Origin of the sequence: Bacillus sp. FMQ74 (assembly GCF_001875785.1) — a bacterium.
GTDB lineage: Bacteria > Bacillota > Bacilli > Bacillales > Bacillaceae > Bacillus > Bacillus stercoris.
In genome coordinates, this window is the sequence record NZ_MOEO01000001.1 from 276,620 (window position 1) to 298,629 (window position 22,010).

Genomic DNA, 22,010 nt, shown 5'->3' on the forward strand with positions numbered 1-22,010 from the left:
TCCTTTTTTATATGGGGCGAAATCTTGATTCATCATAAGGCAGGGAGCTTGGAACAGAGACGGTTTCTATTTCTGGAAAGCGAAAGCCTGTCAGTTTATTTCCGAACACGCAGCCTGTATCAATGTTGATGGTGCGATTGACCTTTCGAGGCTCTTTCACAGGTGTATGACCGTATACCACCCAAGCCTTTCCGTTATAGGCTGCCGCCCAATCTCGTCTGACGGGTCTGCCGTCCGGATATGTTTCACCCGTCACATCACCGTAAAGCACAAAGTCCTTCACTCTGCGTGTATATTTGCCAATATCGTCAGCTCTTATGCCAGCATGGGCGACAACTAATTCTCCATTATGTAAGATGTCGTAAAGCGGTGCTGTTTCGTACAGCTTCATAAACTGTTCGCTGACTGATTTTCTCTCATCTTTGGAAAGTTCCTCAAGCTCTGCCGCTGTTGTTTCGAGCCCATGCATCACTTTTACTGGATTTCCTTTTAAATAGCGGTACAGCTTATTGCAATGGTTTCCCGGGACATAACGTACAGCGCCTTTTTCGTAAGCGCTGGCTACAAATCGGATGACCTCTATCGATTTGGGTCCTCTGTCAGTTAAATCTCCGGCAAAAACAAGCACCCTGCCTTCTTCGTGGACAGGTACTCCATTTTTGATTGTATAGCCTAGCTTTTGGATTAATGCAGTCATTTCGTCATAGCAGCCATGAATATCGCTGATGATATCGTAAGCCATGCGGTATCCTCCTTACCGATTGTTTTATTTATTATGAAGCAAAGTGTTGTGAGTCATCACAAGCTTTTATGTGCAAATTATAGAAGAAGAATCATTTTCTAAACAGGATTAAGACCTTATCACTTTATTTTTCATCATCACCCTTGTTAAAATCGCGTTATGTTTTTTAAAAATGAGGTTTTGTTCTTTGAGTGAGAACTAGCATAACCCTGACTTAAAAAAGGAGGTTCTGATTATGGCGCATACATCTGTCGCATCTTTAGTTGTTGTACTTATCGTTGCATTTTTGACACCCATCCTTTTGCATCGGTTTAAACTCAGCATCCCGGTTGTTGTTGCTGAAATCATTATGGGGCTGATTATTGGGAAAAGCGGCCTTAATTTAGTTGTGGAGGGTGACACTTGGCTCCAAACACTCTCTATGCTCGGATTTATCTTTTTAATGTTTTTAAGCGGGCTTGAAATTGATTTTTCATCTTTTGAGAAAGGGAAGAAAAAGCAGCTCCTGCCGAACGGCAAGGAAGCGCCTAATACGTTTGCTGCGGCATCTATTATTTTCGTCGGTATTTTTATTTTATCATTGCTGCTGTCCTATGGGTTCGTCTTGGCCGGATTTATTCAAAATGCATTTTTGATGACCCTTATTATTTCAACGATTTCGTTAGGCGTTGTCGTTCCAACATTAAAAGAAGAACGGATCATGAATTCGAATATCGGGCAGATTATTTTGCTCGTTGCTGTTATTGCTGATTTGGCTACGATGATTCTTCTTGCTGTTTTTTCTTCTTTATACGGAGAGGACAGCGGAAACATGTGGCTCCTGATGATTCTGTTTGCGGCTGGAGTGGTGCTTTACTTTTTCGGCCGGGTCTTCAAACATCGCTCTTTTGTTCAATCCATGTCAAAAGGGACGATCCAGATCGGGACGCGTGCCATTTTTACGTTAATTATTGTACTCGTTGCCCTGTCTGAATCACTTGGGGCGGAAAATATTCTCGGCGCTTTCTTAGCAGGGGTTCTTGTTTCCCTGCTTTCGCCAAACAAAGAACTTGTTCAGCAGCTGGACTCATTCGGTTATGGGTTCTTAATACCGATTTTCTTTGTGATGGTCGGTGTGAAGCTTGATATTTGGACTCTTTTCCAGGATAAAACAATTTTAATCATGATCCCGCTTCTGCTGCTGGCGCTGTTAGTCAGCAAAATCATTCCTGTCATGTACCTAAAGAAGTGGTATGATAACCGAACCATTTTCGCGTCGGGTTTCCTGCTGACATCAACGCTTTCGCTCGTGATTGCCGCTGCAACAATCGGCCAGCAGCTTCACGTGATCAGCGCAAATATGTCCGGAGCGCTAATTTTAGTAGCCGTCATCGCAAGTATTTTTACGCCGATCTGTTTTAAAAAGTTATACAAACGGGAAGAGCAGCCGGAGGAGAAAAAGACGATTACGTTCATCGGCGCCAATCAAATGACTTTGCCTGTCACACTTGAATTGCCAGAGGAAGAGTATGACGTGCGTGTTGTACACGTCTATCAAGAGAATGCGGAGGAAAAGCTGTCAGAATCAGTGTTTGCTGTTGAAACAATTTCTGACTATGAACACGAGACGCTTGAATCACTCAGTATTTTTGAAACGGATATCCTCGTTGTGGCGACCGGGAATGAAGATATGAATGCAGACATTGCATTACTTGCAAAAGAAAAAGGCACAGAAAGAGTCATTGCAAGCGTAGGATCACCGGAGCATGAAGCAGTTCTGAAGGAGCAGGGAATCAGCATCTTTTCTATTCTGCTGTCGACAAAAACGCTGCTTCGCGCACTGATTGAAGCGCCTGGCGTCATGAAGCTGCTCACGAACCAGGAGTCTTCACTGTATCAAATAAATATGGAGAACAGTAAATACGACGGTGTGATTTTACGGGAATTCCCTTTAACCGGCGACGTCATCTTTGTCAGGATTTTCAGAGGTGTGGACAGCATTGTTCCTCATGGGGATACAAGGCTGAAACTGGGAGACCGCTTAATTGTCACCGGATCTCGAGGGTATGTATCGGATCTTAAGAAAACATTGGAAGGATAAACCTTGACCAAATAAGGATTCGTGTTAATATAGAGGTGCAGAACAATTCAATATGTATTCGTATAACCACTAGGGGTGTCCTTCATAAGGGCTGAGATAAAAGTGTGACTTTTAGACCCTCATAACTTGAACAGGTTCAGACCTGCGTAGGGAAGTGGAGCGGTATTTGTGTTATTTTACTATGCCAATTCCAAACCACTTTTCCTTGCGGGAAAGTGGTTTTTTTATTTATCAGAGGGGGAATGATTTGTGAAGTTTTCAGAAGAATGCCGCAGCGCAGCCGCAGAATGGTGGGAAGGGAGCTTTGTCCATCCGTTCGTTCAAGGAATCGGTGACGGAACGCTTCCGATTGACCGTTTTAAATACTATGTGCTTCAGGATTCCTATTACTTAACGCATTTTGCAAAGGTGCAGTCATTTGGCGCCGCTTATGCGAAGGACCTTTATACAACGGGGCGGATGGCAAGCCATGCCCAAGGTACATATGAGGCGGAAATGGCGCTTCATCGCGAGTTTGCCGAGCTGTTGGAAATCAGCGAGGAAGAGCGTAAGGCGTTTAAGCCGTCTCCTACTGCGTACTCTTATACATCCCATATGTACCGTTCGGTTTTGAGCGGGAATTTCGCAGAAATTTTAGCGGCCCTCCTGCCATGCTACTGGCTTTATTACGAGGTTGGTGAGAAATTGCTGCATTGCGATCCTGGGCATCCGATTTATCAAAAGTGGATTGGGACGTACGGCGGTGACTGGTTTAGACAACAGGTTGAGGAGCAAATCAACCGCTTTGAGGAGCTGGCGGAAAACAGCACGGAGGAAGTGTGTGCCAAGATGAAAGAGAATTTTGTCATCTCCAGCTTCTATGAATATCAATTTTGGGGAATGGCTTATCGAAAAGAAGGCTGGTCTGACAGCGCCATAAAAGAGGTGGAGGAATGTGGAGCTTCACGCCATAACGGATAACTGCAAGCCGGTAGAAGAGCTAGCGAGAACCATCATTACGATTCAGAATGAAGTTGATTTTATTCATATTCGGGAACGCTCAAAATCGGCGGCGGATATTTTGAAACTGCTCGAGCTTATTTTTGAAGGCGGTATAGATAAACGAAAACTGGTGATGAACGGGCGCGTGGATATTGCACTTTTTTCTACTATTCATCGCGTGCAGCTGCCAAGCGGCAGCTTTTCACCGAAGCAGGTCAGAGCCAGATTTCCACACCTTCATATCGGGAGGTCGGTGCATTCACTGGAGGAAGCGGTTCAAGCAGAAAAGGAAGACGCAGACTACGTGCTGTTCGGTCATGTGTTTGAAACGGATTGCAAAAAGGGTCTTGAAGGCAGAGGAGTATCTTTGCTGTCAGATATCAAACAGCGGATTTCCATCCCGGTCATAGCCATCGGGGGGATGACACCGGAAAGGTTAAGAGACGTAAAACAAGCAGGGGCAGACGGAATCGCTGTCATGTCAGGAATATTCTCTTCCGCTGAGCCCTTAGAAGCAGCCAGACGATATTCCCGCAAGCTAAAGGAGATGCGCTATGAAAAGGCATTATGAAGCAGTGGTGATTGGAGGCGGAATGATCGGTTCCGCGATTGCTTATCATTTGGCAAAGGAAAACAAAAGCACCGCATTATTTGAAAGCGGAACAATGGGCGGCAGAACGACAAGTGCCGCTGCCGGAATGCTGGGCGCCCATGCCGAATGTGATGAACGTGACGCGTTTTTTGATTTCGCCATGCACAGCCAGCGTCTGTACAAAGGTCTTGGAGAAGAGTTGTATGCATTATCCGGTGTGGATATCAGGCAGCATAACGGCGGTATGTTTAAGCTTGCATTTTCTGAAGAAGATGTGCTGCAGCTGAGACAGATGGACGATTTGAAATCTGTCAGCTGGTATTCAAAAGAAGAGGTTTTAGAAAAAGAGCCGTATGCGTCAGGAGACATCTTTGGTGCATCTTTTATTCAGGATGATGTGCATGTTGAGCCTTATTACGTTTGCAAGGCATATGCGAAAGCAGCGAAAAAGCTTGGGGCGGAGATTTTTGAGCATACTCCCGTCCTGCATGTCGAACGTGACGGTGAAGCCCTGTCCATCAAGACCCCGAGCGGAGAAGTATGGGCTAATCATGTTGTCGTTGCCAGCGGGGTGTGGAGCGGGATGTTTTTTAAACAGCTCGGACTGAACAATGCTTTTTTCCCTGTAAAAGGGGAGTGCCTGTCCGTTTGGAATGATGATATCCAGCTGACAAAAACACTTTACCATGACCATTGCTATATCGTACCGAGAAAAAGCGGAAGACTGGTTGTCGGCGCGACAATGAAGCCTGGGGACTGGAGTGAAACACCTGATCTTGGCGGATTGGAATCGGTTATGAAAAAAGCGAAAACGATGCTGCCGGCTATACAAAATATGAAGGTGGATCGTTTTTGGGCGGGACTCCGACCGGGAACAAAGGATGGAAAACCGTACATCGGCAGACATCCTGAGGACAGCCGTATTTTATTTGCGGCGGGCCATTTCAGAAATGGGATCCTGCTTGCTCCCGCAACTGGCGCTTTGATCAGTGATCTCATTATGAACAAAGAGGTCAACCAAGACTGGCTGCACGCATTCCGAATTGATCGCAAGGAGGCGGTTCAGATATGATGCTACAGCTGAACGGTAAAGACGTGAAGTGGGAAAAAGAAGCAGGTACAATTCAAGACCTGCTGGCGTCTTATCAGCTCGAAAATAAAATCGTTATCGTGGAAAGAAATAAAGAAATAATTGGTAAAGAACGCTATCACGAGGTTGAGCTTTGTGATCGCGATGTCATTGAAATTGTCCATTTTGTAGGAGGCGGATGAGCATGTTAACAATTGGCGGAAAAACATTTCAATCAAGATTGCTGCTGGGCACGGGGAAATACCCATCGTTTGAAACTCAAAAGGAAGCAGTAGCTGTTTCCGAGTCTGATATTTTAACCTTTGCTGTGCGAAGAATGAACATATTTGAAGCATCTCAGCCGAATTTTTTGGAACAGCTTGATTTATCCCGATATACGCTTCTGCCGAATACAGCGGGCGCCAGCACTGCAGAAGAAGCGGTTCGAATTGCACGGCTGGCGAAAGCGTCAGGCCTTTGTGACATGATTAAAGTTGAAGTCATCGGATGCAGCCGTTCCTTGCTGCCTGACCCTGTTGAGACATTAAAAGCGTCTGAACAGCTTCTTGAAGAGGGCTTTATTGTGCTCCCGTACACGTCGGATGACGTTGTGCTGGCGAGAAAGCTGGAAGAGCTTGGCGTCCATGCCATCATGCCGGGTGCATCTCCGATTGGATCGGGACAAGGAATCTTAAATCCTTTGAATCTGTCATTTATTATTGAACAGGCGAAAGTGCCGGTCATCGTGGATGCGGGGATCGGTTCGCCTAAAGATGCGGCATATGCAATGGAGCTTGGAGCGGATGGCGTGCTTCTCAATACGGCTGTATCAGGCGCAAACGATCCTGTGAAAATGGCTCGTGCCATGAAGCTCGCGGTGGAAGCAGGACGCCTTTCTTATGAGGCGGGCCGAATTCCGCTTAAGCAATACGGAACGGCAAGCAGTCCGGGAGAAGGTATTCCTGTATGACGGACAGGTATTCAAGGCAGGAGCTGTTTGCTCCGATCGGCCCATCCGGCCAGAAAAAATTAAAAGAAGCGCGCGCCGTGATTATAGGCGCCGGCGCGCTCGGAACAGCCAGTGCAGAAATGCTGGTGAGAGCGGGAGTCGGCTCTGTGAAAATTGCCGACAGAGATTATGTTGAATGGAGCAACCTCCAGCGCCAGCAGCTTTATACAGAAGATGATGTCAAAAAAGAAATGCCGAAAGCAGCCGCTGCGGAGCGCCGTCTCCGTTCGATTAACAGCGATGTTGATGTTACTGGCCTTGTCATGGATGTGACAGCAGAAAATATCTTCGAGCTGATTAGGGATGCATCGATCATTGTGGATGCGGCTGATAATTTTGAAACCCGCCTAATCGTAAATGATGCTGCGGTAAAAGAAGGGATTCCTTTTCTTTACGGTGCCTGTGTAGGGAGCTACGGCCTCACCTTTACCGTGGTGCCGGGATCTACCCCTTGCCTGCATTGCTTGCTCGATACACTTCCGATTGGCGGAGCAACGTGTGACACAGCCGGCATCATCAGTCCGGCTGTTTTGCAGGTAGCAGTCTTTCAAGTAACAGATGCGCTGAAGCTGCTGGCGGGAGAGGAGTGCGAGCCGGTGCTGCGCTCCTTTGACTTGTGGAAAAACGAGCGGTCAGAAGTGAGAGCGGCGAGTCTCAAACATGACGCATGCCCAAGCTGCGGCACAAAGGATTTTCCGTTTTTGTCATATGAAAACCAAACAAAAGCAGCTGTATTGTGCGGCAGGAACACGGTGCAGATCAGATCATCCATTACAAAAGAAGCGGATCTTGAAGTGCTTGCCGGTCAGCTGAGACAGGCCGGGCTTGAAGTAGCCGCGAACCCGTATTTGATTTCCTGCCGCTCGGAAGATATGAAAATGGTGCTGTTCCGGGACGGCAGAGCTTTGATCCATGGAACGAATGATATTGCCCGGGCAAAATCCATTTATCATACATGGATCGGGTAATAAAAGGAGTGTAGTGTAATGAGTATATATAAAGCATTGACAATCGCCGGATCCGATTCAGGCGGCGGCGCAGGGATACAGGCAGATATTAAAACCTTTCAAGAGCTTGATGTATTCGGAATGTCTGCGATTACGGCGGTAACCGCTCAAAATACGCTTGGCGTCCATGGGGTGCATCCGCTGAGTGTAGAGGCGTTGAGACAGCAAATTGATGCTGTTGCTGAGGATTTAAGACCGGACGCAATAAAAACGGGAATGCTCTGGAATGCCGACATGATTGAAGAAGTGGCGAGAAAAATAGACGAGTACGGATTCAATCGTGTAATTGTCGATCCGGTTATGATTGCAAAGGGCGGGGCATCCTTGCTGCGTGATGAATCAGTTGCCACCTTAAAGGAGTTGCTCATTCCAAGAAGCTACGCAATTACGCCGAATGTCCCGGAAGCAGAAACGCTGACAGGAATGACAATCAGCTCACTGGATGACCGGAAAAAAGCAGCGGAGCAGCTCGTCAAGATGGGTGCGCGGCATGTCATTATCAAAGGCGGGCATCAGCCTGAGGACAATCACATTACTGACCTTCTTTTTGATGGCAGCATGTTTATGCAAATCACCCATCCATATATTGATACGGAGCATACGCATGGCACGGGCTGCACCTTTGCTGCGGCTTTAACGGCCCAAACGGCTAAAGGAGACAGCATCCATCAGGCATTTGAGGTTGCGGCCAACTTTGTCCGTGAAGCGGTGGAAAATACACTCGGCATCGGATCGGGACACGGGCCGACAAACCATTTCGCTTTTAAACGAAACAGCTTAAAAACAAGCCGATGAGATCACCAGCTGATGGTGATCTCTTTCGCGTTTGCTGCGGTATGCGCTTTTCATCTGGACAAGGTTATGATATGATAGGAATTAAGATCAGGTACTAATACTATGTCTTTATTAAATATAGGAGGCTTTATACATATGAATTTTTCACTTGAAGGCCGCAACATTGTTGTGATGGGGGTAGCCAACAAACGCAGTATCGCGTGGGGCATTGCGCGCTCCTTACATGAAGCGGGTGCACGTTTGATTTTCACATATGCAGGCGAACGCTTGGAGAAATCTGTTCATGAGCTTGCCGGAACGTTAGACCGCAACGATTCCATCATCCTTCCTTGCGATGTAACAAACGACGCAGAAATCGAAACTTGCTTCGCAAGCATTAAGGAGCAGGTCGGTGTAATCCACGGTATCGCGCATTGTATCGCGTTTGCCAACAAAGAAGAGCTTGTTGGCGAATACTTAAACACCAATCGTGACGGCTTCCTTTTGGCTCATAACATCAGCTCATATTCTTTGACTGCTGTTGTTAAAGCGGCACGTCCGATGATGACTGAAGGCGGCAGCATTGTCACTTTGACGTACCTTGGCGGAGAGCTTGTGATGCCAAACTACAACGTCATGGGTGTAGCAAAAGCTTCTCTTGATGCAAGTGTGAAATACTTAGCTGCTGACTTAGGAAAAGAAAATATCCGCGTTAACAGCATTTCTGCCGGTCCGATCAGAACATTATCTGCTAAAGGCATCAGCGATTTCAACTCCATTTTAAAAGATATCGAGGAGCGTGCGCCGCTTCGCCGCACGACAACCCCTGAAGAAGTGGGCGATACAGCTGCGTTCTTATTCAGCGATATGTCCCGCGGGATTACAGGTGAAAATCTTCACGTTGATTCAGGTTTCCATATCACTGCCCGCTAAGCAGGATCTATATCAAGCAATCCCGAATAGGGATTGCTTTTTTATTTCTTCTGATTTTCAGCTTTCTGTCATATAGATAGAATATGACACAATCGGAGGGATGAAGATGTCTAATAAGAAAAGAAACGCGGATAAAAAACCGCTCATGTATATTGTTCAGCCGGATTATGCAGAAACTACAAGGTCATCCATGCAGGAGATTGTCATCAAAAGAAAGGCCGACAAACCTGCTCCGCCAAAAGCTGAGGAAAAGCCGGCTTACCATGAGAAGCAGCAGGAGGAAGCCGTGGCACAAGATGTCCTGCAAACAGACCAAAAGCCTGCAGCTGAACCAGTGAGTCAGCAAACACAAGAAGTGAGGGAGCCAGAGAACATAAAGAACCAGCTGGAGGAGAAAGCAGAGCCGCAGGCCATAGAAGAAACCGTCGAACACGAGCCCCCGAAAGCAGAAAAAAAGGAAGAGCCTGCACTTGAGGCCCGAAAACCTGATAAAGAACCGGAAGCTGTCCATAGTGCTGATAAAGCGGAGGAGAAAGCACCGCCAGCACGAAAAGTGAAAAAACCGATGAGCAAGATGACGATCCACGAAAAAATTGACTTTTTAACAAAGCTGCCTCATAACATGCCGAGAGCGCTTTGTTTGATTGAAGCCAATGGAAGAACGTACAGAGGCGTGATTGTCGGAAGAAGAAATGATTCCGTCCTGCTTCGAACAACCGGAAACGGAGCTCCGACCGAGCTGGCAATCGATGAAATTACCTCTTTGCACCCGCTCGGTTTTTAATGAAAAAGAAAAAAGCTGCCCGGCTGATGTTCCCGGACAGCTTTTTTACATAGAGAAAAGCCTGCAGGCCTGCAAGCTTTTCCAGCTTATGATTAATGATGATGATGTGTACGATTGATTAATCGAGGATTTAAGCAGTTGACTGCGCAGAAGCAGTCTAAGTCTACTTCAATACAGTAGTTCGTTTTTTCAAGTCTGAACACTTCACAAACCGTATCTTTATCGGTGAAGTCCAAAATGTGTTTGTGTTCGTCGAATGCGATTAATAATGACAGAGTTGCGCAGCTGTCATGAACTTTTTCTACTCTGAAAAATACTGTATTAAAGCAAGGGCCGTTATCGAGTTCGCCGACATTTCCGAAAGCGACCAAAGGATTTGATTTTGATGTAAATAGCACGAAAGGCACTGTATCGCCTAGCGAATGGGTTGGTGACAAAAGCTTTGAATGGCAGCTTGTCGGGCAATCCTCTTCAACAGCGTTTTGCAGTTCTTCAATATTTTCTATAGCTTCACGCACGCAGCATGATGTTTTCTGGCTCATATTATCCCTCCTGCCTTATAAATTTGAGACTGGCGAAATGATGGAGAGTCAGCTGCCTCTCACTGGAAGCAGCTGAATGATTTACACCTGTAATAGAGTTTGGAAGGGGATTCCTCTTTACAAGTGTTTATCCATTGTGATGATGCTTCTTCTCTCTGTTAGGGGATGTTCTGTCAACTAGCTCTGGTGACAGGCACTGAATCGCACAGAAGCATCCGAGATCCACTTCTATGCAGAAATCCGTTTTTTCTAGCCCGAAGAAATCCGGGTCACACGGGTGGCAAACACTTAAGGTATCGCCTTTAACATCGACCGGGCGTAGAATAGACAGGGTTGCACAGCAATCACATAATTTTTCAACGCGGAAGAAAATGGACTCAAAGCATTGCATATCATCCACAAATCCCCCCACGTTTCCGAATGTGGAGAACAATCCGCCTTTTTTATCAAACAAGAGAAACGGAATTGTGTCTTTACCTGCAATTGTCGGATTCAAAAGGTTTGTATAGCAGCCAGTCGGACACTGTTCCTCAACTGCCTCCTGCTCTGCTAAAATCTTTTCCACTGCATCGCATACACAGTTCTCATGCCGGCCATGGGTTTTTCCGCAGCTCATTGATTTCAGCTCCTTCTTTATAGGGTATTTGACTTTAGTCCTTAACAACATATGTACCCGTGCCCCACTTGGTGTGGGTGAACGTCTATATATTCATCATATGCTTGGAAAATAAGAAAAAGCAGAGCGTTTTTGGCTCTGCTTTTAGGTCCTAGAGGACAAGAGTAATAACTAGGATGGCTATGAGGGTATTTGTTGCTGTAGAGATAAGGGTTGCGATATCAGCATCTACTGTTGTGACATTTACGCCGCGGGAGCATTCGATGAGAAGTTTTTGGCGATTTACTTGTTTGTTGGCTGTAAGCTGTAACAAATCTTGTGCGACTAATTCGGCAATTACGCCGTCTGCAATGGATGTCAGAGTAGCCGTTACGACTGCGGCATTAAGTGCTGTTACAACTGATGTTACGGCTTGAACGTCTGTTGATGAAACGTTGATGTCACAAGAGTCTCTAATAATAATCGTCTCATCTGAGACTTGTTTGTTGAGATTTGCTTGAGCTAGATCTTGGTCGATGAAGGCGTTGTCGTTGCCAAAAAAACCATTGTTATTGCAGCAAATATCGCAATTGCATTTTCTTTCTTCTTTTTCTTTCTCTTTGTGCTCTAACGGATGGTCACAGTCAGGATCAAGTGCAACCCAAGAATATGGTCTGCTTTCCATATCTATTCCTCCTTTTCTTTTACTGTTATTAAATGAGCGAGCCTCTTATTTTGACTGAGTCATATATCCTGATGAAGAACCCTATTTTTTTATGATTGGCTAATTGTTATCGTTTTTCCGTCTTTGTCTGAGCTGTTCAATGAGCTGCTCTCTGCGGCTTAGCGGTTTTTCGTTCTTTTGCTCTTGCTTGGCTGCTTCTTCTTTTTTCTTCTTTTGGTTTTCTACTAGCGCTTGCGATTTAGCTTGTAAGTCTTTTACAAGATTCAAGAGCATTTCTTTTTCTTCGTCTGATACTTTTTTCATTTTGTCTTTCGTCACACCATGTTTAGAAAATATATTTTGGACCAGCAATTTCGTCATTGGATCAACTTCTGGAAGCTTCGCAAGCTCTTCTTTGAATTTATCATTATCTGACATTTGTTTTCACCTCGTCTTTTAAGTTTGTGAAAAAGAAAGGGTTAAAGGACGTCAAGTTCACTGAGAATGCTGTTTAACACCTGAAGCAAGATTTGTACAAAGGTTATTATCTCGTCGGCAGACAAAGTAATTTTGATGTTGCGGCTGTTGATAATTTTAATGATGGTTCTTTTTTTGATTTGGGAGCTATCGAGAATAAGAATTTCACTTGCCACTGCGTCAGCCAAATCCTCGTCGGCGATGACGAGCTGAGTCGCCACGATAATCATGGTTGTCACAAAGGCTTGTATAGAAAGGGCAGATGTTATATGTGACGTATCTATTGTGATATTTTCGCAATCAATCACTTCGATCTGCTGTTCGAATTCGCTTGATAATTGCTCAAATATTGCAGGGTGCAGGGATTCGATTTTTTCTTCAAATGACATAACCTTCACTCCTTTCTTATCCATACTCTATATAATGCAAATGGGGTGCAGAGCGGAATAATAAAAATAACCAATTTTCCTCCGGACAAGATACAATTCATGAAGAATAGGGTTTTGGCATATATGTGAAGGGATCATGATTGGCAAAGGAGTGAACGAGTGGTTATTAATGGGCTGACAATTGTTCTTCTATCGCTTGCGGTCTTTCGGCTCGCCCGATTGCTGGTGTTTGACACGATTATGGCGCCGCTTCGCAGTCTGTTTCATGAAGAGAAGGAGGAAAAGGATGCGGACGGGAACATTGAAACTTATATCGTGATTAAAGGAACCGGTGTCAGGGCGTTTATAGGTGAATTGCTGAGCTGCTATTGGTGCACAGGCGTGTGGTGCGCCGGCTTTTTGATTTTATGCCAGGCGTTGATCCCGCAAGCGGCGCAGTGGCTGATTTTACTTTTGGCGATCGCCGGCCTTGCAGGCATCATAGAAACGCTTGTATCAAAATGGCTGCAAGAATGAGGCGTTACCACCAGCAACTTTCTGTCAGAATACGCATAAAGTAGCATATATGACATAAGGAAAGGAAGGGAGCAAAAATGAATCAATATAATAAACCTTCCCAAAAATCTCCATATACAGATTCATCGTATCAATCAAAAAAGATAAAAAAGAAGGGCTGCGGGTGCGGAAATAAAAAGAAAAAGCCTCAATAGCCTGGCAGAAACCGGAGAACTCCGGTTTTTTGTTTTTTAACAGGACGGCCGCAACCGGCATATATCATAAGCGGGGGAATCAATATGAATGAGTTTGAAAAATGGATAGAAGGAAGATATGAACCACACGAACAGAAGCAAAAAGAGCATGAAGACACGATGGGCAGTATCAGAAAAGACTTGGATGCATTTGATAAAGCCGGTCTGGAATTTGAAGATGAGATTGAAGAGCTGGCTGAAAAAACGGAGGCCTTACTTAAAAAACATCAAGCTCAATATGATCAATCGTAAATCCGCAAACGCCCTATGCGAATATCCAAGCCGATCCAAGCAGCTCACATAGTGTATAGAGAGTAAAGGAGGTGCTTATCTATGGGCTTTGGATACGGATTCGGCGGCGGCTGTTATGGCGGTTATGCTGGCGGTTACGGCGGCGGCTATGGTTCAACATTTGTTTTGTTGGTCGTATTATTCATTCTCCTCATCATCGTAGGTGCATCTTTCTTTTAAGATGTATTGAGGAAGTACGGGTTATAACCCGTGCTTCCTTGCATTGTGTTTATTTTTAAAAATGTTGGAAAAGCACATTGGATTATGTACATTCATACAATACCGTATTACTCCGCCAAAAGGGGGCGCATTATGGATAATCAATTTTTTAAGAACATCGAAAAGAAAACAGGTGTCAAGATGCAGGATGTAATGAATCTTGCCGGATCACTCCAAAACGCTAATTTTAAAGATGAAAATACAGTGCGCAGTGTCATTAACCGCGTAGCGCAGCTGGCAAACAGACGCGTACCAAAAGAATTAGAAGATAAAATTGTGGAATCTATTACAAGCGGAAAAGAAAAGCTTGATTTTGGCACGATTTCTAAAATGATGGATAATAAATAAGCAGATGGCCTGGCTGACTCACTGCAGCGGGCCTTTTTTTACAGTAAAAACCCGGCAGTAATCTGCCGGGCTGTTAATGAAGCAAGGGCTGTCTTGCTTTCTGTAGCAGGGGATACAAAAATCTTGAGCGGTTGGCTGTTTTGCCGCGCCTGTTAGCGGGGCAAGACAAATATAAATGCTGTTTGGCACGTGTCATCGCTACATATAAAAGGCGTCTTTCCTCCTCAAGAGCGGCCTCGTCTCCTTTTCTTGCCGTTTCTAATGAGAAATCATGCGGAATCGAACCGTCTACAGTGCCTAACACGTAGACTGTTTTGAATTCAAGGCCTTTTGACCGGTGAATGGTCAGCAGCTGAACGCCATGTTCATCCGTTCTGTTTTTCTCAGCGGCCCTCATATGATCTACGTGGGCAAGAAAGTCAGGAATCGTTTTGAATTTCTTGGCGACAACCTTGATGTCGCGCAGGTCATCGGAACCTTTTTCCAGCTTGTTGCCCTCGTTGCCCCGCTTTTTTAAATACTCGGAGAAGCCCATTTTTCCTTCTGCAAAGGTGATGGCTTCTACGGGTTTCATTGTGCGCAGGCTTGCAAAAAACGGTACGATTTTCTTGATTTTGTCCAGCTGGAATGGCTTCAGATCTGGCAATTTGGCCAGCGCTTTGATCATGGTACAGTCCTCTGTAATCGAGAGCGCCTTCAAGGTATTCAAAGCGGACTGTTTTAAAAACAAGGCGGGAAGCAAGTGTTTAATCGCCTCGGTGTCATCCTCATTTTGGCTGGCATACAAGTAGGCGAGAATCTGACGGACGATCCGTCTGCTATAAAACGATTGGACGCCGCGGTCAGCTGTATACGGAATTGACGATTGATGAAGCCTTTCATAGATAGCACGGCCTCCGCTGTTTGTGCGGTAAAGAACCGCAAAGTCTTCTGGACTGGCGCCGTTTTGAATTTTTTCTTTGATATCGGAAACCACCATTGTGGCTTCTTCCTCTTCATCATAAGGATAAAACAGCACAGGGACCTGAATGTCATCGCGGGCCGCTTCAAGCGTTTTGGCATATCTGTTTTTGTTCTTTTTCACGACGATATCAGCACTAGAGACGATCGGGTGTGTAGACCTGTAGTTCGCAGTTAAGTAGATCGTCTTCGCTCCGGGATAATCCTTTTGGAAATCAAGAATGAAAGACGGATTGCTTCCGCGAAACGCGTAGATGGACTGGTCATCGTCTCCGACACAGCACAGGTTTTGTTCCGGGCTGGCGAGCATTTGCATGATTTTGTATTGAACCGGATTAATGTCCTGAAACTCATCAATTAAGATATACGTAAACCGAGATTGATATTGTTCCAGAAGGTCAGGCCGCTCGATAAACAATTCATAGCAGGCTGAAGCCATGTCATCAAAATCAAATTGGCTATGTTCTTTTTTCTGGCGTTCATAATGTTCATATAAACGATAAACTTGTTTTTCCCACTCATCTTTTAGAGGGATCCGTTCATTTGGGACATAAGTGTTTTTCCAAAAACCGATCTGCTGCAAAGCTTGGTCAACTGGGAACTCTTTCTCATCGATGCCTTCTTCATAGAGTGCTTTTTTGATATATTGTTCCCGCTGCCACTCCATTTTCAGCAGATGCTCACCGTTCCATTTAGCAGAATCATAGTGATATAAGATTTTATAAAACAGACTGTGGAATGTTCCTGTGACAAGTCTTCTGACTTTTGCCGGCTGTAATCCGTACTGGTTCGCCATACGCTCTTTCATCTCAGCGACAGCTTTTGTTGTAAAGGTGACAAGCAGCATGTTTTCCGGCGGTATGCCTAAGTGTTCGATCATGTGGGCGGCACGGGCTGTCAGCACCCGTGTTTTTCCGCTCCCCGCACCTGCAAGCACAAGCAGCGGGCCTTCCGTTTCCGTGACAGCTTTCAGCTGATCCGTGTTTAAACCGACAGATGGAAAAAGGCTAGTATCGAGTTCTATTGTTTTTGGCACAAATGGTGTTCCAGGTTTAATGCTTCTTGGACGGTGCCATTCCGTGACAGCTGGGGACGGGTCAGCGGCGATCGCTTTTCCCTTGGGTAAACGAATGACACCAGATTCCTGATCGTCTTCTTTTTTTTCCTCTTTAGCGGGCTTCGGTTCGCACGCCTCATCACACGCTGGAAAATCGCCTGGCTGGCGATGGATAAACTCTGGCGGGTCGGCGATGTTAAGCCGTAACAAAACGGGCTTTCCGCAATGAGAACAAAATAAATGTCCTTTTATTCCCTCTTCAAAGAGGAATTGATAATGTTCTCTCGAATATGTATGTAAATGTATGATTCTATCATTCAGTCGGGCGCATTTCAAAAAGGGGTCCTCCCAATCAAAAGGTGTTCATTACAGACAATGACTATCATATCAAAAGAAATGTGTTTCAAAAAGTAAGTTTAAGGGAAAAGAGACAGCAGAGGGGTGGGTATTGTATGATATATGCAGGTCAAATTCAGAACCAGCAATACGCTCAATATGCTAATAGAACGATTGGACATAAGCAGGATTATGCCGGAACCGAAAAAATCAGCTATGTGCCGTTTCAGCGGGTATACAAAGAACTGGAAAAGCAGCAGGAGAATCAAACGGCCGCTGAAAGAAAAGTAAACGAGGCGAAACGTAAGCGCTCTCTTTATAAGAGATTGCGAGAAAAAGGAATGGGCACATATATTAATCGATATGTATAAAAAACCGTTCATACCAGAGAACGGTTTTTTATATGCAGTAAAAATCCGGATCTCAAAAGATCCGGATGCGTTCAGTCCTTCATCATTTGTAAGTGGGGAATGCCGGCATCAAGGAATTCTTTCTCGGAAAGCACACGATACCCGTGTTTCTTGTAAAACGGCACGGCCTGTGTTTGCGCGTTTAAAATGAAACCGGAAACGCCTCCGTCTGACGCGGCTTTTTCGAGCGCTTTCATAATGATGCCGCCGACACCAGCTGAGCGGTGGCTTTTCAGTACGCAAATCCGCTCTAACTTCCCGTAGCCATCCTTCATGCGCCATCTTCCGGCGCCGACAGGCTTCTCGCCATCATACACGACGATATGCTCCGACTCATTTTCAAGTTCATCAATTTCTTCTTCAGCAGGCACGTTTTGTTCTTTGACAAAGACTTCTTCTCTTACATAGAATGCATCTTTCAGTTGTTCTTCATTTTTTGCGATAACTGCTTTCAAACATTATTCTCCTCTGCCTAGCAAGAAGGTTTCATATACTGTCCACGATCCGTTTTCCAGCTGGTAAAGCAAGTGGAAACGGTCAACGATTTCTTCATGCGACACTTCCTGCATTTTTAATTGTCCCAGCACATCTGAATGCTCATCGTCGGAAAGGTTTTGGCCGACTGTCACATGCGGCACGAAATTATATTCCTGTTCTCCGGCCAAAACACCGGTGTAAAGCTTTTCATTGAGTGTTTTTAGCTCTTCCGTCGGCTCTGCTTTAATATAAATGACATTATTGACAGGCGCAAATGAGCTGTATTTTGTCATTTTGAGAACGACTGGGTGGGACTCTTTTGCGATGTTTCTTAAATGTGATACGAGCTGATCCGCTTTCTCCTCCGCGCATTCAAAGGATGCTCTCAGCGTCAAATGCGGCGGGATCAGAGAGTAGCTTGGGTCATAGCGCTTTCTGTAAGAGTTTGCAAGGTCTTGGAGCTTTTTTGATGGAAATAAAACGATTCCGTATTTCATAATTATGTCCCTCCTGGAAATAAAGTATGATAGAGTGTTAAAGCATTTTTTTCAGCGCCGGGGTGATGAGCGGCTGCCAGTATGTCCATTTGTGGTCTCCGTCAAATGGCTCAAAATCATAATCGGAAAGCTTCTTCTCCAGCAGCTGTTTCAGCTCCTGGTTCGGTTCTGTAAAGTCCAGAATGTTCCCGTCTGTCGTGTGGACGTCAGTTTCTTTTGTTCCGATTTGGTGATAAATAGAGAGGTGTTTGATATCGTTAGACTGTTTCACGGCTTCTAGTACATGTTTGTCAACATAGGGAGACTGCATGATGATGTTGCCAAACATATTCGGATAATCAAGCGCTGTCATAAGTGACACGGTTGCTCCGAGCGAATCACCGATCAGCGTTCGGCCGTAACCGATCTGATAGGTTGGATACTCATCATCTGCAAAAGGAACGAGCTCATGGGCGATGAACCGTTTATACGCCGAAAATTTTGAACCCTCTGGATGATAGGTGTTTCTGCGCTCTTTTACATCCTTATAAGGAACACCGATAATAATGCTCCGGTCTATTTCGCGTTTCGACAGCAATTCCTCGACCTGTCTGCCGATTCTCCCCAGCCTGAAATAATCGTGGCCGTCCTGCGCGATAATGACATGGTATTTATAAAGCGGGGAGTAGTTGGACGGCAGATAAACAAGTAAGGTCATTTCCTCGTTAAGCTCTTTTGAAAAGAATTTCTTTTCTTGCACTGTGCCGTTTTTCGGTGCCATAAAAACATTCCTCCAGGACATCACTATACTTTCTTGCATTTTCAATTATTGTACCATGAATTATTAGAAATTTCTCTCTTTAAACGGTTCGGAACACGAAGAAAAAAGTGTTGAAATAAACTGTGAATTGCGCTAATATAAAACAATCAGAAAATTGAAATCGATATTTCTTATCGTGAGAGGTGGAGGGACTGGCCCTTAGAAACCTCAGCAACCGGCTTGTTTTGCATGTGCAAAGCGCCAAGGTGCTAAATCCAGCAAGCGTTTTTTATGCTTGGAAGATAAGAAGAAGCGTTAAACCCCTTCTTCTTATGAAGAAGGGGTTTTTATTTTGAAAAGGGAAGGTGTCAGCTATATGTCACAGCACGTTGAAACGAAATTAGCCCAAATTGGGAACCGAAGCGATGAAGTCACGGGAACAGTGAGTGCTCCTATTTATTTATCAACAGCATACCGCCACAGAGGGATCGGAGAATCTACCGGATTTGATTATGTCCGCACAAAAAATCCGACACGCCAGCTTGTTGAGGACGCGATCGCTAACTTAGAAAACGGCGCAAGAGGGCTTGCCTTTAGTTCAGGAATGGCTGCTATCCAAACGATTATGGCGCTGTTTAAAAGCGGAGATGAACTGATCGTTTCATCGGACCTATACGGCGGCACGTACCGTTTATTTGAAAATGAATGGAAAAAATACGGCTTGACTTTTCATTATGATGATTTTAGCGATGAGGACTGTTTACGCTCTAAGATGACGCCGAATACAAAAGCGGTGTTTGTGGAAACGCCGACAAATCCGCTCATGCAGGAGGCGGACATTGAACATATTGCCCGGATTACAAAGGAGCACGGTCTTCTGCTGATCGTAGATAATACATTTTATACACCGGTCTTGCAGCGGCCGCTTGAGCTGGGAGCTGACATTGTCATTCACAGCGCAACCAAGTATTTAGGCGGGCATAACGATCTGCTTGCTGGACTTGTCGTGGTGAAGGATGAGCAGCTCGGAGAGGAAATGTTTCAGCATCAAAATGCGATCGGCGCCGTCCTGCCGCCATTTGATTCGTGGCTTCTGATGAGAGGAATGAAGACGCTGAGCCTCAGAATGCGCCAGCATCAGGCAAACGCACAGGAGCTTGCGGCGTTTTTGGAAGAGCAGGAAGAAATTTCGGATGTGCTGTATCCCGGAAAAGGCGGCATGCTGTCCTTCCGTCTGCAAAAAGAAGAATGGGTCAATCCGTTTTTAAAAGCACTGAAGACCATTTGTTTTGCAGAAAGCCTCGGCGGGGTAGAAAGCTTTATTACATACCCTGCGACCCAGACGCACATGGATATTCCTGAAGAGATCCGCATCGCAAACGGGGTGTGCAATCGTTTACTGCGCTTTTCTGTCGGAATTGAACATGCAGAAGATTTAAAAGAGGACCTAAAACAGGCATTATCTCAGGTCAAAGAGGGAGCTGTTTCATTTGAGTAAACACAATTGGTCGCTGGAAACCCAGCTCGTGCACAATCCATTTAAAACAGACGGCGGAACCGGGGCGGTCAGTGTGCCGATTCAGCACGCCTCGACTTTTCACCAATCTTCATTTGAAGAGTTCGGGGCATTTGATTACAGCCGTTCCGGCACGCCAACAAGAACAGCTCTCGAAGAAACAATTGCCGCACTGGAAGGCGGAACAAGAGGATTTGCTTTCAGTTCAGGCATGGCTGCCATCTCAACAGCGTTTTTACTGCTGTCACAGGGTGATCACGTTCTTGTGACAGAAGATGTATACGGCGGAACCTTCCGTATGGTGACAGAGGTGCTGACCCGGTTTGGCATTGAGCATACGTTTGTCGACATGACGGATAGTAATGAAGTGGCGCGGAGCATCAAGCCGAACACAAAGGTCATTTATATGGAGACGCCATCAAATCCGACACTTGGGATTACGGATATTAAAGCGGTTGTTCAGCTTGCAAAAGAAAACGGCTGCCTGACCTTTCTGGACAATACATTCATGACACCGGCACTGCAGCGACCGCTTGATCTCGGCGTGGATATTGTACTTCACAGTGCAACAAAATTCTTAAGCGGACACAGCGATGTGCTCTCGGGTTTGGCTGCTGTCAAAGATGAAGAGCTTGGGAAGCAGCTGTATAAGCTGCAAAACGCGTTCGGCGCCGTCCTTGGCGTACAGGATTGCTGGCTTGTACTGCGCGGATTAAAAACATTGCAGGTCCGTTTAGAGAAAGCGAGCCAAACAGCCCAGCGGCTTGCGGAATTTTTCCAGAAGCATCCGGCGGTGAAGCGCGTGTATTATCCGGGACTGTCTGATCATCCCGGCGCTGAAACCCATAAAAGCCAGTCAACGGGAGCGGGGGCCGTGCTATCTTTTGAGCTTGAAAGCAAAGAGGCCGTTAAGAAGTTAGTCGAGAATGTGTCACTTCCAGTCTTCGCTGTCAGCCTTGGCGCCGTGGAATCGATTTTGTCCTATCCGGCAACGATGTCTCACGCGGCAATGCCTAAGGAAGAGCGTGAAAAACGCGGTATCACTGATGGCCTGCTCCGTCTTAGTGTGGGAGTCGAACATGCAGACGATTTAGAACACGATTTCGAACAAGCGCTGAAACAAATTGCTCCAGTTGCTGTTCGTTAAAAAAGAAGCCGGGGATGGCCCGGCTTCTTTTAATATTATTCATCATCAGGATTCAGAATCGCGAGGACTTGATGATCCTCCCAAACGCCGTTAATTTTCACATTTTTTCGGGCGATGCCTTCTTTGTGAAATCCCGCTTTTTCTAATACACGCATGGACCCGAGATTGCGGGGCATCACACCGGCTTCAATCCGATGCAGTTTCAAATCGTGAAACGCGTAATCAACAACCAATCTGACTGCCGCTGTCATAATTCCCTTTCCATTATGGGCTTTGTCTAAAAAATACCCGATGAACGCAGTTTGCAGCGCTCCACGGATGATTTGAAAGAGCGAAACCGTCCCGATTAATCTATCGTCTGACGCTGTAAAGATGCCAAAATGATATTCTTCATCTTTATCAAGTCTTTTCTGATACTCGGTTATTCGTTTTCTTTGCCCCTCAACCGTATAGTAATCGTTTGCACGTATCATAGAAAACTGTTCGAAAAAATCTCGATTTTCGCTTTGGAGCCGCAGATTTTCTTCGGCATCCTTTCCTTCTAAAGGTCTTACATAAATGGCTTTTCCTTTTAACATACAGTGATCTCTCCGTTCTCATGTCAGCATTCCTCTTACATTATTCTC

At 45.5% G+C, this 22,010-nt stretch carries 28 protein-coding genes and 2 riboswitches; of the genes, 17 read left to right on the plus strand and 11 right to left on the minus strand.

The window, feature by feature from the left end:
* Positions 1 to 7: 7 nt before the first annotated feature.
* The gene (gene prpE, locus BLL41_RS01445) at positions 8 to 742 is read right to left on the minus strand and encodes a bis(5'-nucleosyl)-tetraphosphatase PrpE (protein WP_071576528.1); all 735 of its coding nucleotides are present in this window, start codon (positions 740 to 742) and stop codon (positions 8 to 10) included.
* 235 nt (positions 743 to 977) lie between these two features.
* On the opposite strand from prpE, the gene BLL41_RS01450 reads away from it, so the two are divergent.
* The 10 genes from BLL41_RS01450 (at position 978) to cotO (ending at position 9,971) form a co-directional block, all read left to right on the plus strand.
* Entirely contained in the window at positions 978 to 2,822 is a 1,845-nt protein-coding gene (locus tag BLL41_RS01450; protein ID WP_071576529.1) for a monovalent cation:proton antiporter family protein, read from the plus strand.
* 61 nt (positions 2,823 to 2,883) lie between these two features.
* A riboswitch (TPP riboswitch) is annotated at positions 2,884 to 2,992 on the plus strand.
* A 79-nt stretch (positions 2,993 to 3,071) separates the two neighbouring features.
* Entirely contained in the window at positions 3,072 to 3,782 is a 711-nt protein-coding gene (gene tenA, locus BLL41_RS01455; protein WP_071576530.1) for a thiaminase II, read from the plus strand.
* A complete protein-coding gene (gene tenI / locus BLL41_RS01460; protein WP_071576531.1) occupies positions 3,757 to 4,374 on the plus strand; it encodes a thiazole tautomerase TenI in 618 nt (205 codons plus the stop codon). Before tenA ends, tenI begins: the two co-directional genes overlap by 26 nt.
* On the plus strand, positions 4,358 to 5,467 hold the full coding sequence (gene thiO / locus BLL41_RS01465) for a glycine oxidase ThiO (protein WP_071576532.1): 1,110 nt from the start codon (positions 4,358 to 4,360) through the stop codon (positions 5,465 to 5,467). The genes tenI and thiO overlap by 17 nt, the downstream gene beginning before the upstream one ends.
* Positions 5,467 to 5,667: a sulfur carrier protein ThiS gene (gene thiS, locus BLL41_RS01470; RefSeq protein WP_083427926.1), complete on the plus strand. Its 201-nt coding sequence runs from the start codon at positions 5,467 to 5,469 to the stop codon at positions 5,665 to 5,667. Before thiO ends, thiS begins: the two co-directional genes overlap by 1 nt.
* Complete coding sequence (thiG, locus tag BLL41_RS01475) at positions 5,664 to 6,434, plus strand: thiazole synthase (protein ID WP_083427895.1); 771 nt, start codon at positions 5,664 to 5,666, stop codon at positions 6,432 to 6,434. The genes thiS and thiG overlap by 4 nt, the downstream gene beginning before the upstream one ends.
* Positions 6,431 to 7,441, plus strand: a complete 1,011-nt coding sequence (thiF, locus tag BLL41_RS01480; RefSeq protein WP_071576535.1) for a thiazole biosynthesis adenylyltransferase ThiF — start codon at positions 6,431 to 6,433, stop codon at positions 7,439 to 7,441. Before thiG ends, thiF begins: the two co-directional genes overlap by 4 nt.
* Positions 7,442 to 7,459: 18 nt before the next feature.
* Complete coding sequence (gene thiD / locus BLL41_RS01485) at positions 7,460 to 8,275, plus strand: bifunctional hydroxymethylpyrimidine kinase/phosphomethylpyrimidine kinase (protein WP_071576536.1); 816 nt, start codon at positions 7,460 to 7,462, stop codon at positions 8,273 to 8,275.
* A gap of 135 nt (positions 8,276 to 8,410) precedes the next feature.
* Complete coding sequence (gene fabI, locus BLL41_RS01490) at positions 8,411 to 9,187, plus strand: enoyl-ACP reductase FabI (protein ID WP_003232896.1); 777 nt, start codon at positions 8,411 to 8,413, stop codon at positions 9,185 to 9,187.
* 100 nt (positions 9,188 to 9,287) lie between these two features.
* Entirely contained in the window at positions 9,288 to 9,971 is a 684-nt protein-coding gene (gene cotO, locus BLL41_RS01495) for a spore coat protein CotO (protein ID WP_083427896.1), read from the plus strand.
* 92 nt (positions 9,972 to 10,063) lie between these two features.
* Here cotO and cotZ read toward each other — a convergent pair whose 3' ends face one another.
* From cotZ to cotV, 5 genes are all read right to left on the minus strand, one after another.
* Entirely contained in the window at positions 10,064 to 10,513 is a 450-nt protein-coding gene (gene cotZ / locus BLL41_RS01500) for a spore coat protein CotZ (protein ID WP_014663552.1), read from the minus strand.
* A 127-nt stretch (positions 10,514 to 10,640) separates the two neighbouring features.
* On the minus strand, positions 10,641 to 11,129 hold the full coding sequence (gene cotY, locus BLL41_RS01505) for a spore coat protein CotY (protein ID WP_014663553.1): 489 nt from the start codon (positions 11,127 to 11,129) through the stop codon (positions 10,641 to 10,643).
* Between the two features lie 151 nt (positions 11,130 to 11,280).
* Entirely contained in the window at positions 11,281 to 11,793 is a 513-nt protein-coding gene (gene cotX / locus BLL41_RS01510; protein ID WP_071576538.1) for a spore coat protein CotX, read from the minus strand.
* A 99-nt stretch (positions 11,794 to 11,892) separates the two neighbouring features.
* A complete protein-coding gene (gene cotW / locus BLL41_RS01515) occupies positions 11,893 to 12,210 on the minus strand; it encodes a spore coat protein CotW (protein WP_071576539.1) in 318 nt (105 codons plus the stop codon).
* A gap of 41 nt (positions 12,211 to 12,251) precedes the next feature.
* Positions 12,252 to 12,638 (minus strand): spore coat protein CotV, encoded by a 387-nt coding sequence (gene cotV, locus BLL41_RS01520; protein ID WP_071576540.1) that lies wholly within the window; start codon positions 12,636 to 12,638, stop codon positions 12,252 to 12,254.
* A 159-nt stretch (positions 12,639 to 12,797) separates the two neighbouring features.
* Between cotV and yjcA the strand changes: the two genes are divergently transcribed.
* The 4 genes from yjcA to spoVIF all read left to right on the plus strand — a co-directional run bounded on the left by yjcA (position 12,798) and on the right by spoVIF (position 14,245).
* Entirely contained in the window at positions 12,798 to 13,154 is a 357-nt protein-coding gene (yjcA, locus tag BLL41_RS01525) for a sporulation protein YjcA (protein ID WP_014476457.1), read from the plus strand.
* A gap of 278 nt (positions 13,155 to 13,432) precedes the next feature.
* Positions 13,433 to 13,639 carry a hypothetical protein gene (locus tag BLL41_RS01535; protein ID WP_003244769.1) on the plus strand — a complete coding sequence of 69 codons (207 nt, stop codon included), beginning with the start codon at positions 13,433 to 13,435 and terminating at the stop codon, positions 13,637 to 13,639.
* Between the two features lie 81 nt (positions 13,640 to 13,720).
* Positions 13,721 to 13,858, plus strand: a complete 138-nt coding sequence (locus tag BLL41_RS01540) for a YjcZ family sporulation protein (protein ID WP_071576541.1) — start codon at positions 13,721 to 13,723, stop codon at positions 13,856 to 13,858.
* Positions 13,859 to 13,990: 132 nt separating this feature from the next.
* Positions 13,991 to 14,245, plus strand: a complete 255-nt coding sequence (gene spoVIF / locus BLL41_RS01545) for a sporulation-specific transcription regulator SpoVIF (protein ID WP_014479471.1) — start codon at positions 13,991 to 13,993, stop codon at positions 14,243 to 14,245.
* Between the two features lie 73 nt (positions 14,246 to 14,318).
* On the opposite strand, the gene BLL41_RS01550 is transcribed toward spoVIF, so the two are convergent.
* Positions 14,319 to 16,598 (minus strand): ATP-dependent helicase, encoded by a 2,280-nt coding sequence (locus tag BLL41_RS01550; protein WP_071576542.1) that lies wholly within the window; start codon positions 16,596 to 16,598, stop codon positions 14,319 to 14,321.
* A 116-nt stretch (positions 16,599 to 16,714) separates the two neighbouring features.
* On the opposite strand from BLL41_RS01550, the gene BLL41_RS01555 reads away from it, so the two are divergent.
* On the plus strand, positions 16,715 to 16,969 hold the full coding sequence (locus BLL41_RS01555; RefSeq protein WP_071576543.1) for a hypothetical protein: 255 nt from the start codon (positions 16,715 to 16,717) through the stop codon (positions 16,967 to 16,969).
* A gap of 71 nt (positions 16,970 to 17,040) precedes the next feature.
* Here the strand turns inward: BLL41_RS01555 and BLL41_RS01560 are convergent, their stop codons facing one another.
* Genes BLL41_RS01560 through BLL41_RS01570 form a run of 3 tightly spaced genes read right to left on the minus strand, consistent with a single transcriptional unit; the run spans position 17,041 to position 18,742 of the window.
* Positions 17,041 to 17,463: a GNAT family N-acetyltransferase gene (locus BLL41_RS01560; protein WP_071576544.1), complete on the minus strand. Its 423-nt coding sequence runs from the start codon at positions 17,461 to 17,463 to the stop codon at positions 17,041 to 17,043.
* 3 nt (positions 17,464 to 17,466) lie between these two features.
* Complete coding sequence (locus tag BLL41_RS01565) at positions 17,467 to 17,982, minus strand: YjcG family protein (RefSeq protein WP_071576545.1); 516 nt, start codon at positions 17,980 to 17,982, stop codon at positions 17,467 to 17,469.
* A 37-nt stretch (positions 17,983 to 18,019) separates the two neighbouring features.
* The gene (locus BLL41_RS01570; protein WP_071576546.1) at positions 18,020 to 18,742 is read right to left on the minus strand and encodes an esterase family protein; all 723 of its coding nucleotides are present in this window, start codon (positions 18,740 to 18,742) and stop codon (positions 18,020 to 18,022) included.
* Positions 18,743 to 18,909: 167 nt separating this feature from the next.
* A riboswitch (SAM riboswitch) is annotated at positions 18,910 to 19,030 on the plus strand.
* Between the two features lie 67 nt (positions 19,031 to 19,097).
* Between BLL41_RS01570 and metI the strand changes: the two genes are divergently transcribed.
* Positions 19,098 to 20,219, plus strand: a complete 1,122-nt coding sequence (gene metI / locus BLL41_RS01575) for a cystathionine gamma-synthase/O-acetylhomoserine thiolyase (protein ID WP_071576920.1) — start codon at positions 19,098 to 19,100, stop codon at positions 20,217 to 20,219.
* Complete coding sequence (gene metC, locus BLL41_RS01580; protein WP_071576547.1) at positions 20,212 to 21,384, plus strand: cystathionine beta-lyase; 1,173 nt, start codon at positions 20,212 to 20,214, stop codon at positions 21,382 to 21,384. The genes metI and metC overlap by 8 nt, the downstream gene beginning before the upstream one ends.
* A gap of 35 nt (positions 21,385 to 21,419) precedes the next feature.
* On the opposite strand, the gene BLL41_RS01585 is transcribed toward metC, so the two are convergent.
* Complete coding sequence (locus tag BLL41_RS01585) at positions 21,420 to 21,962, minus strand: GNAT family N-acetyltransferase (RefSeq protein ID WP_071576548.1); 543 nt, start codon at positions 21,960 to 21,962, stop codon at positions 21,420 to 21,422.
* Between the last annotated feature and the right edge of the window lie 48 nt (positions 21,963 to 22,010).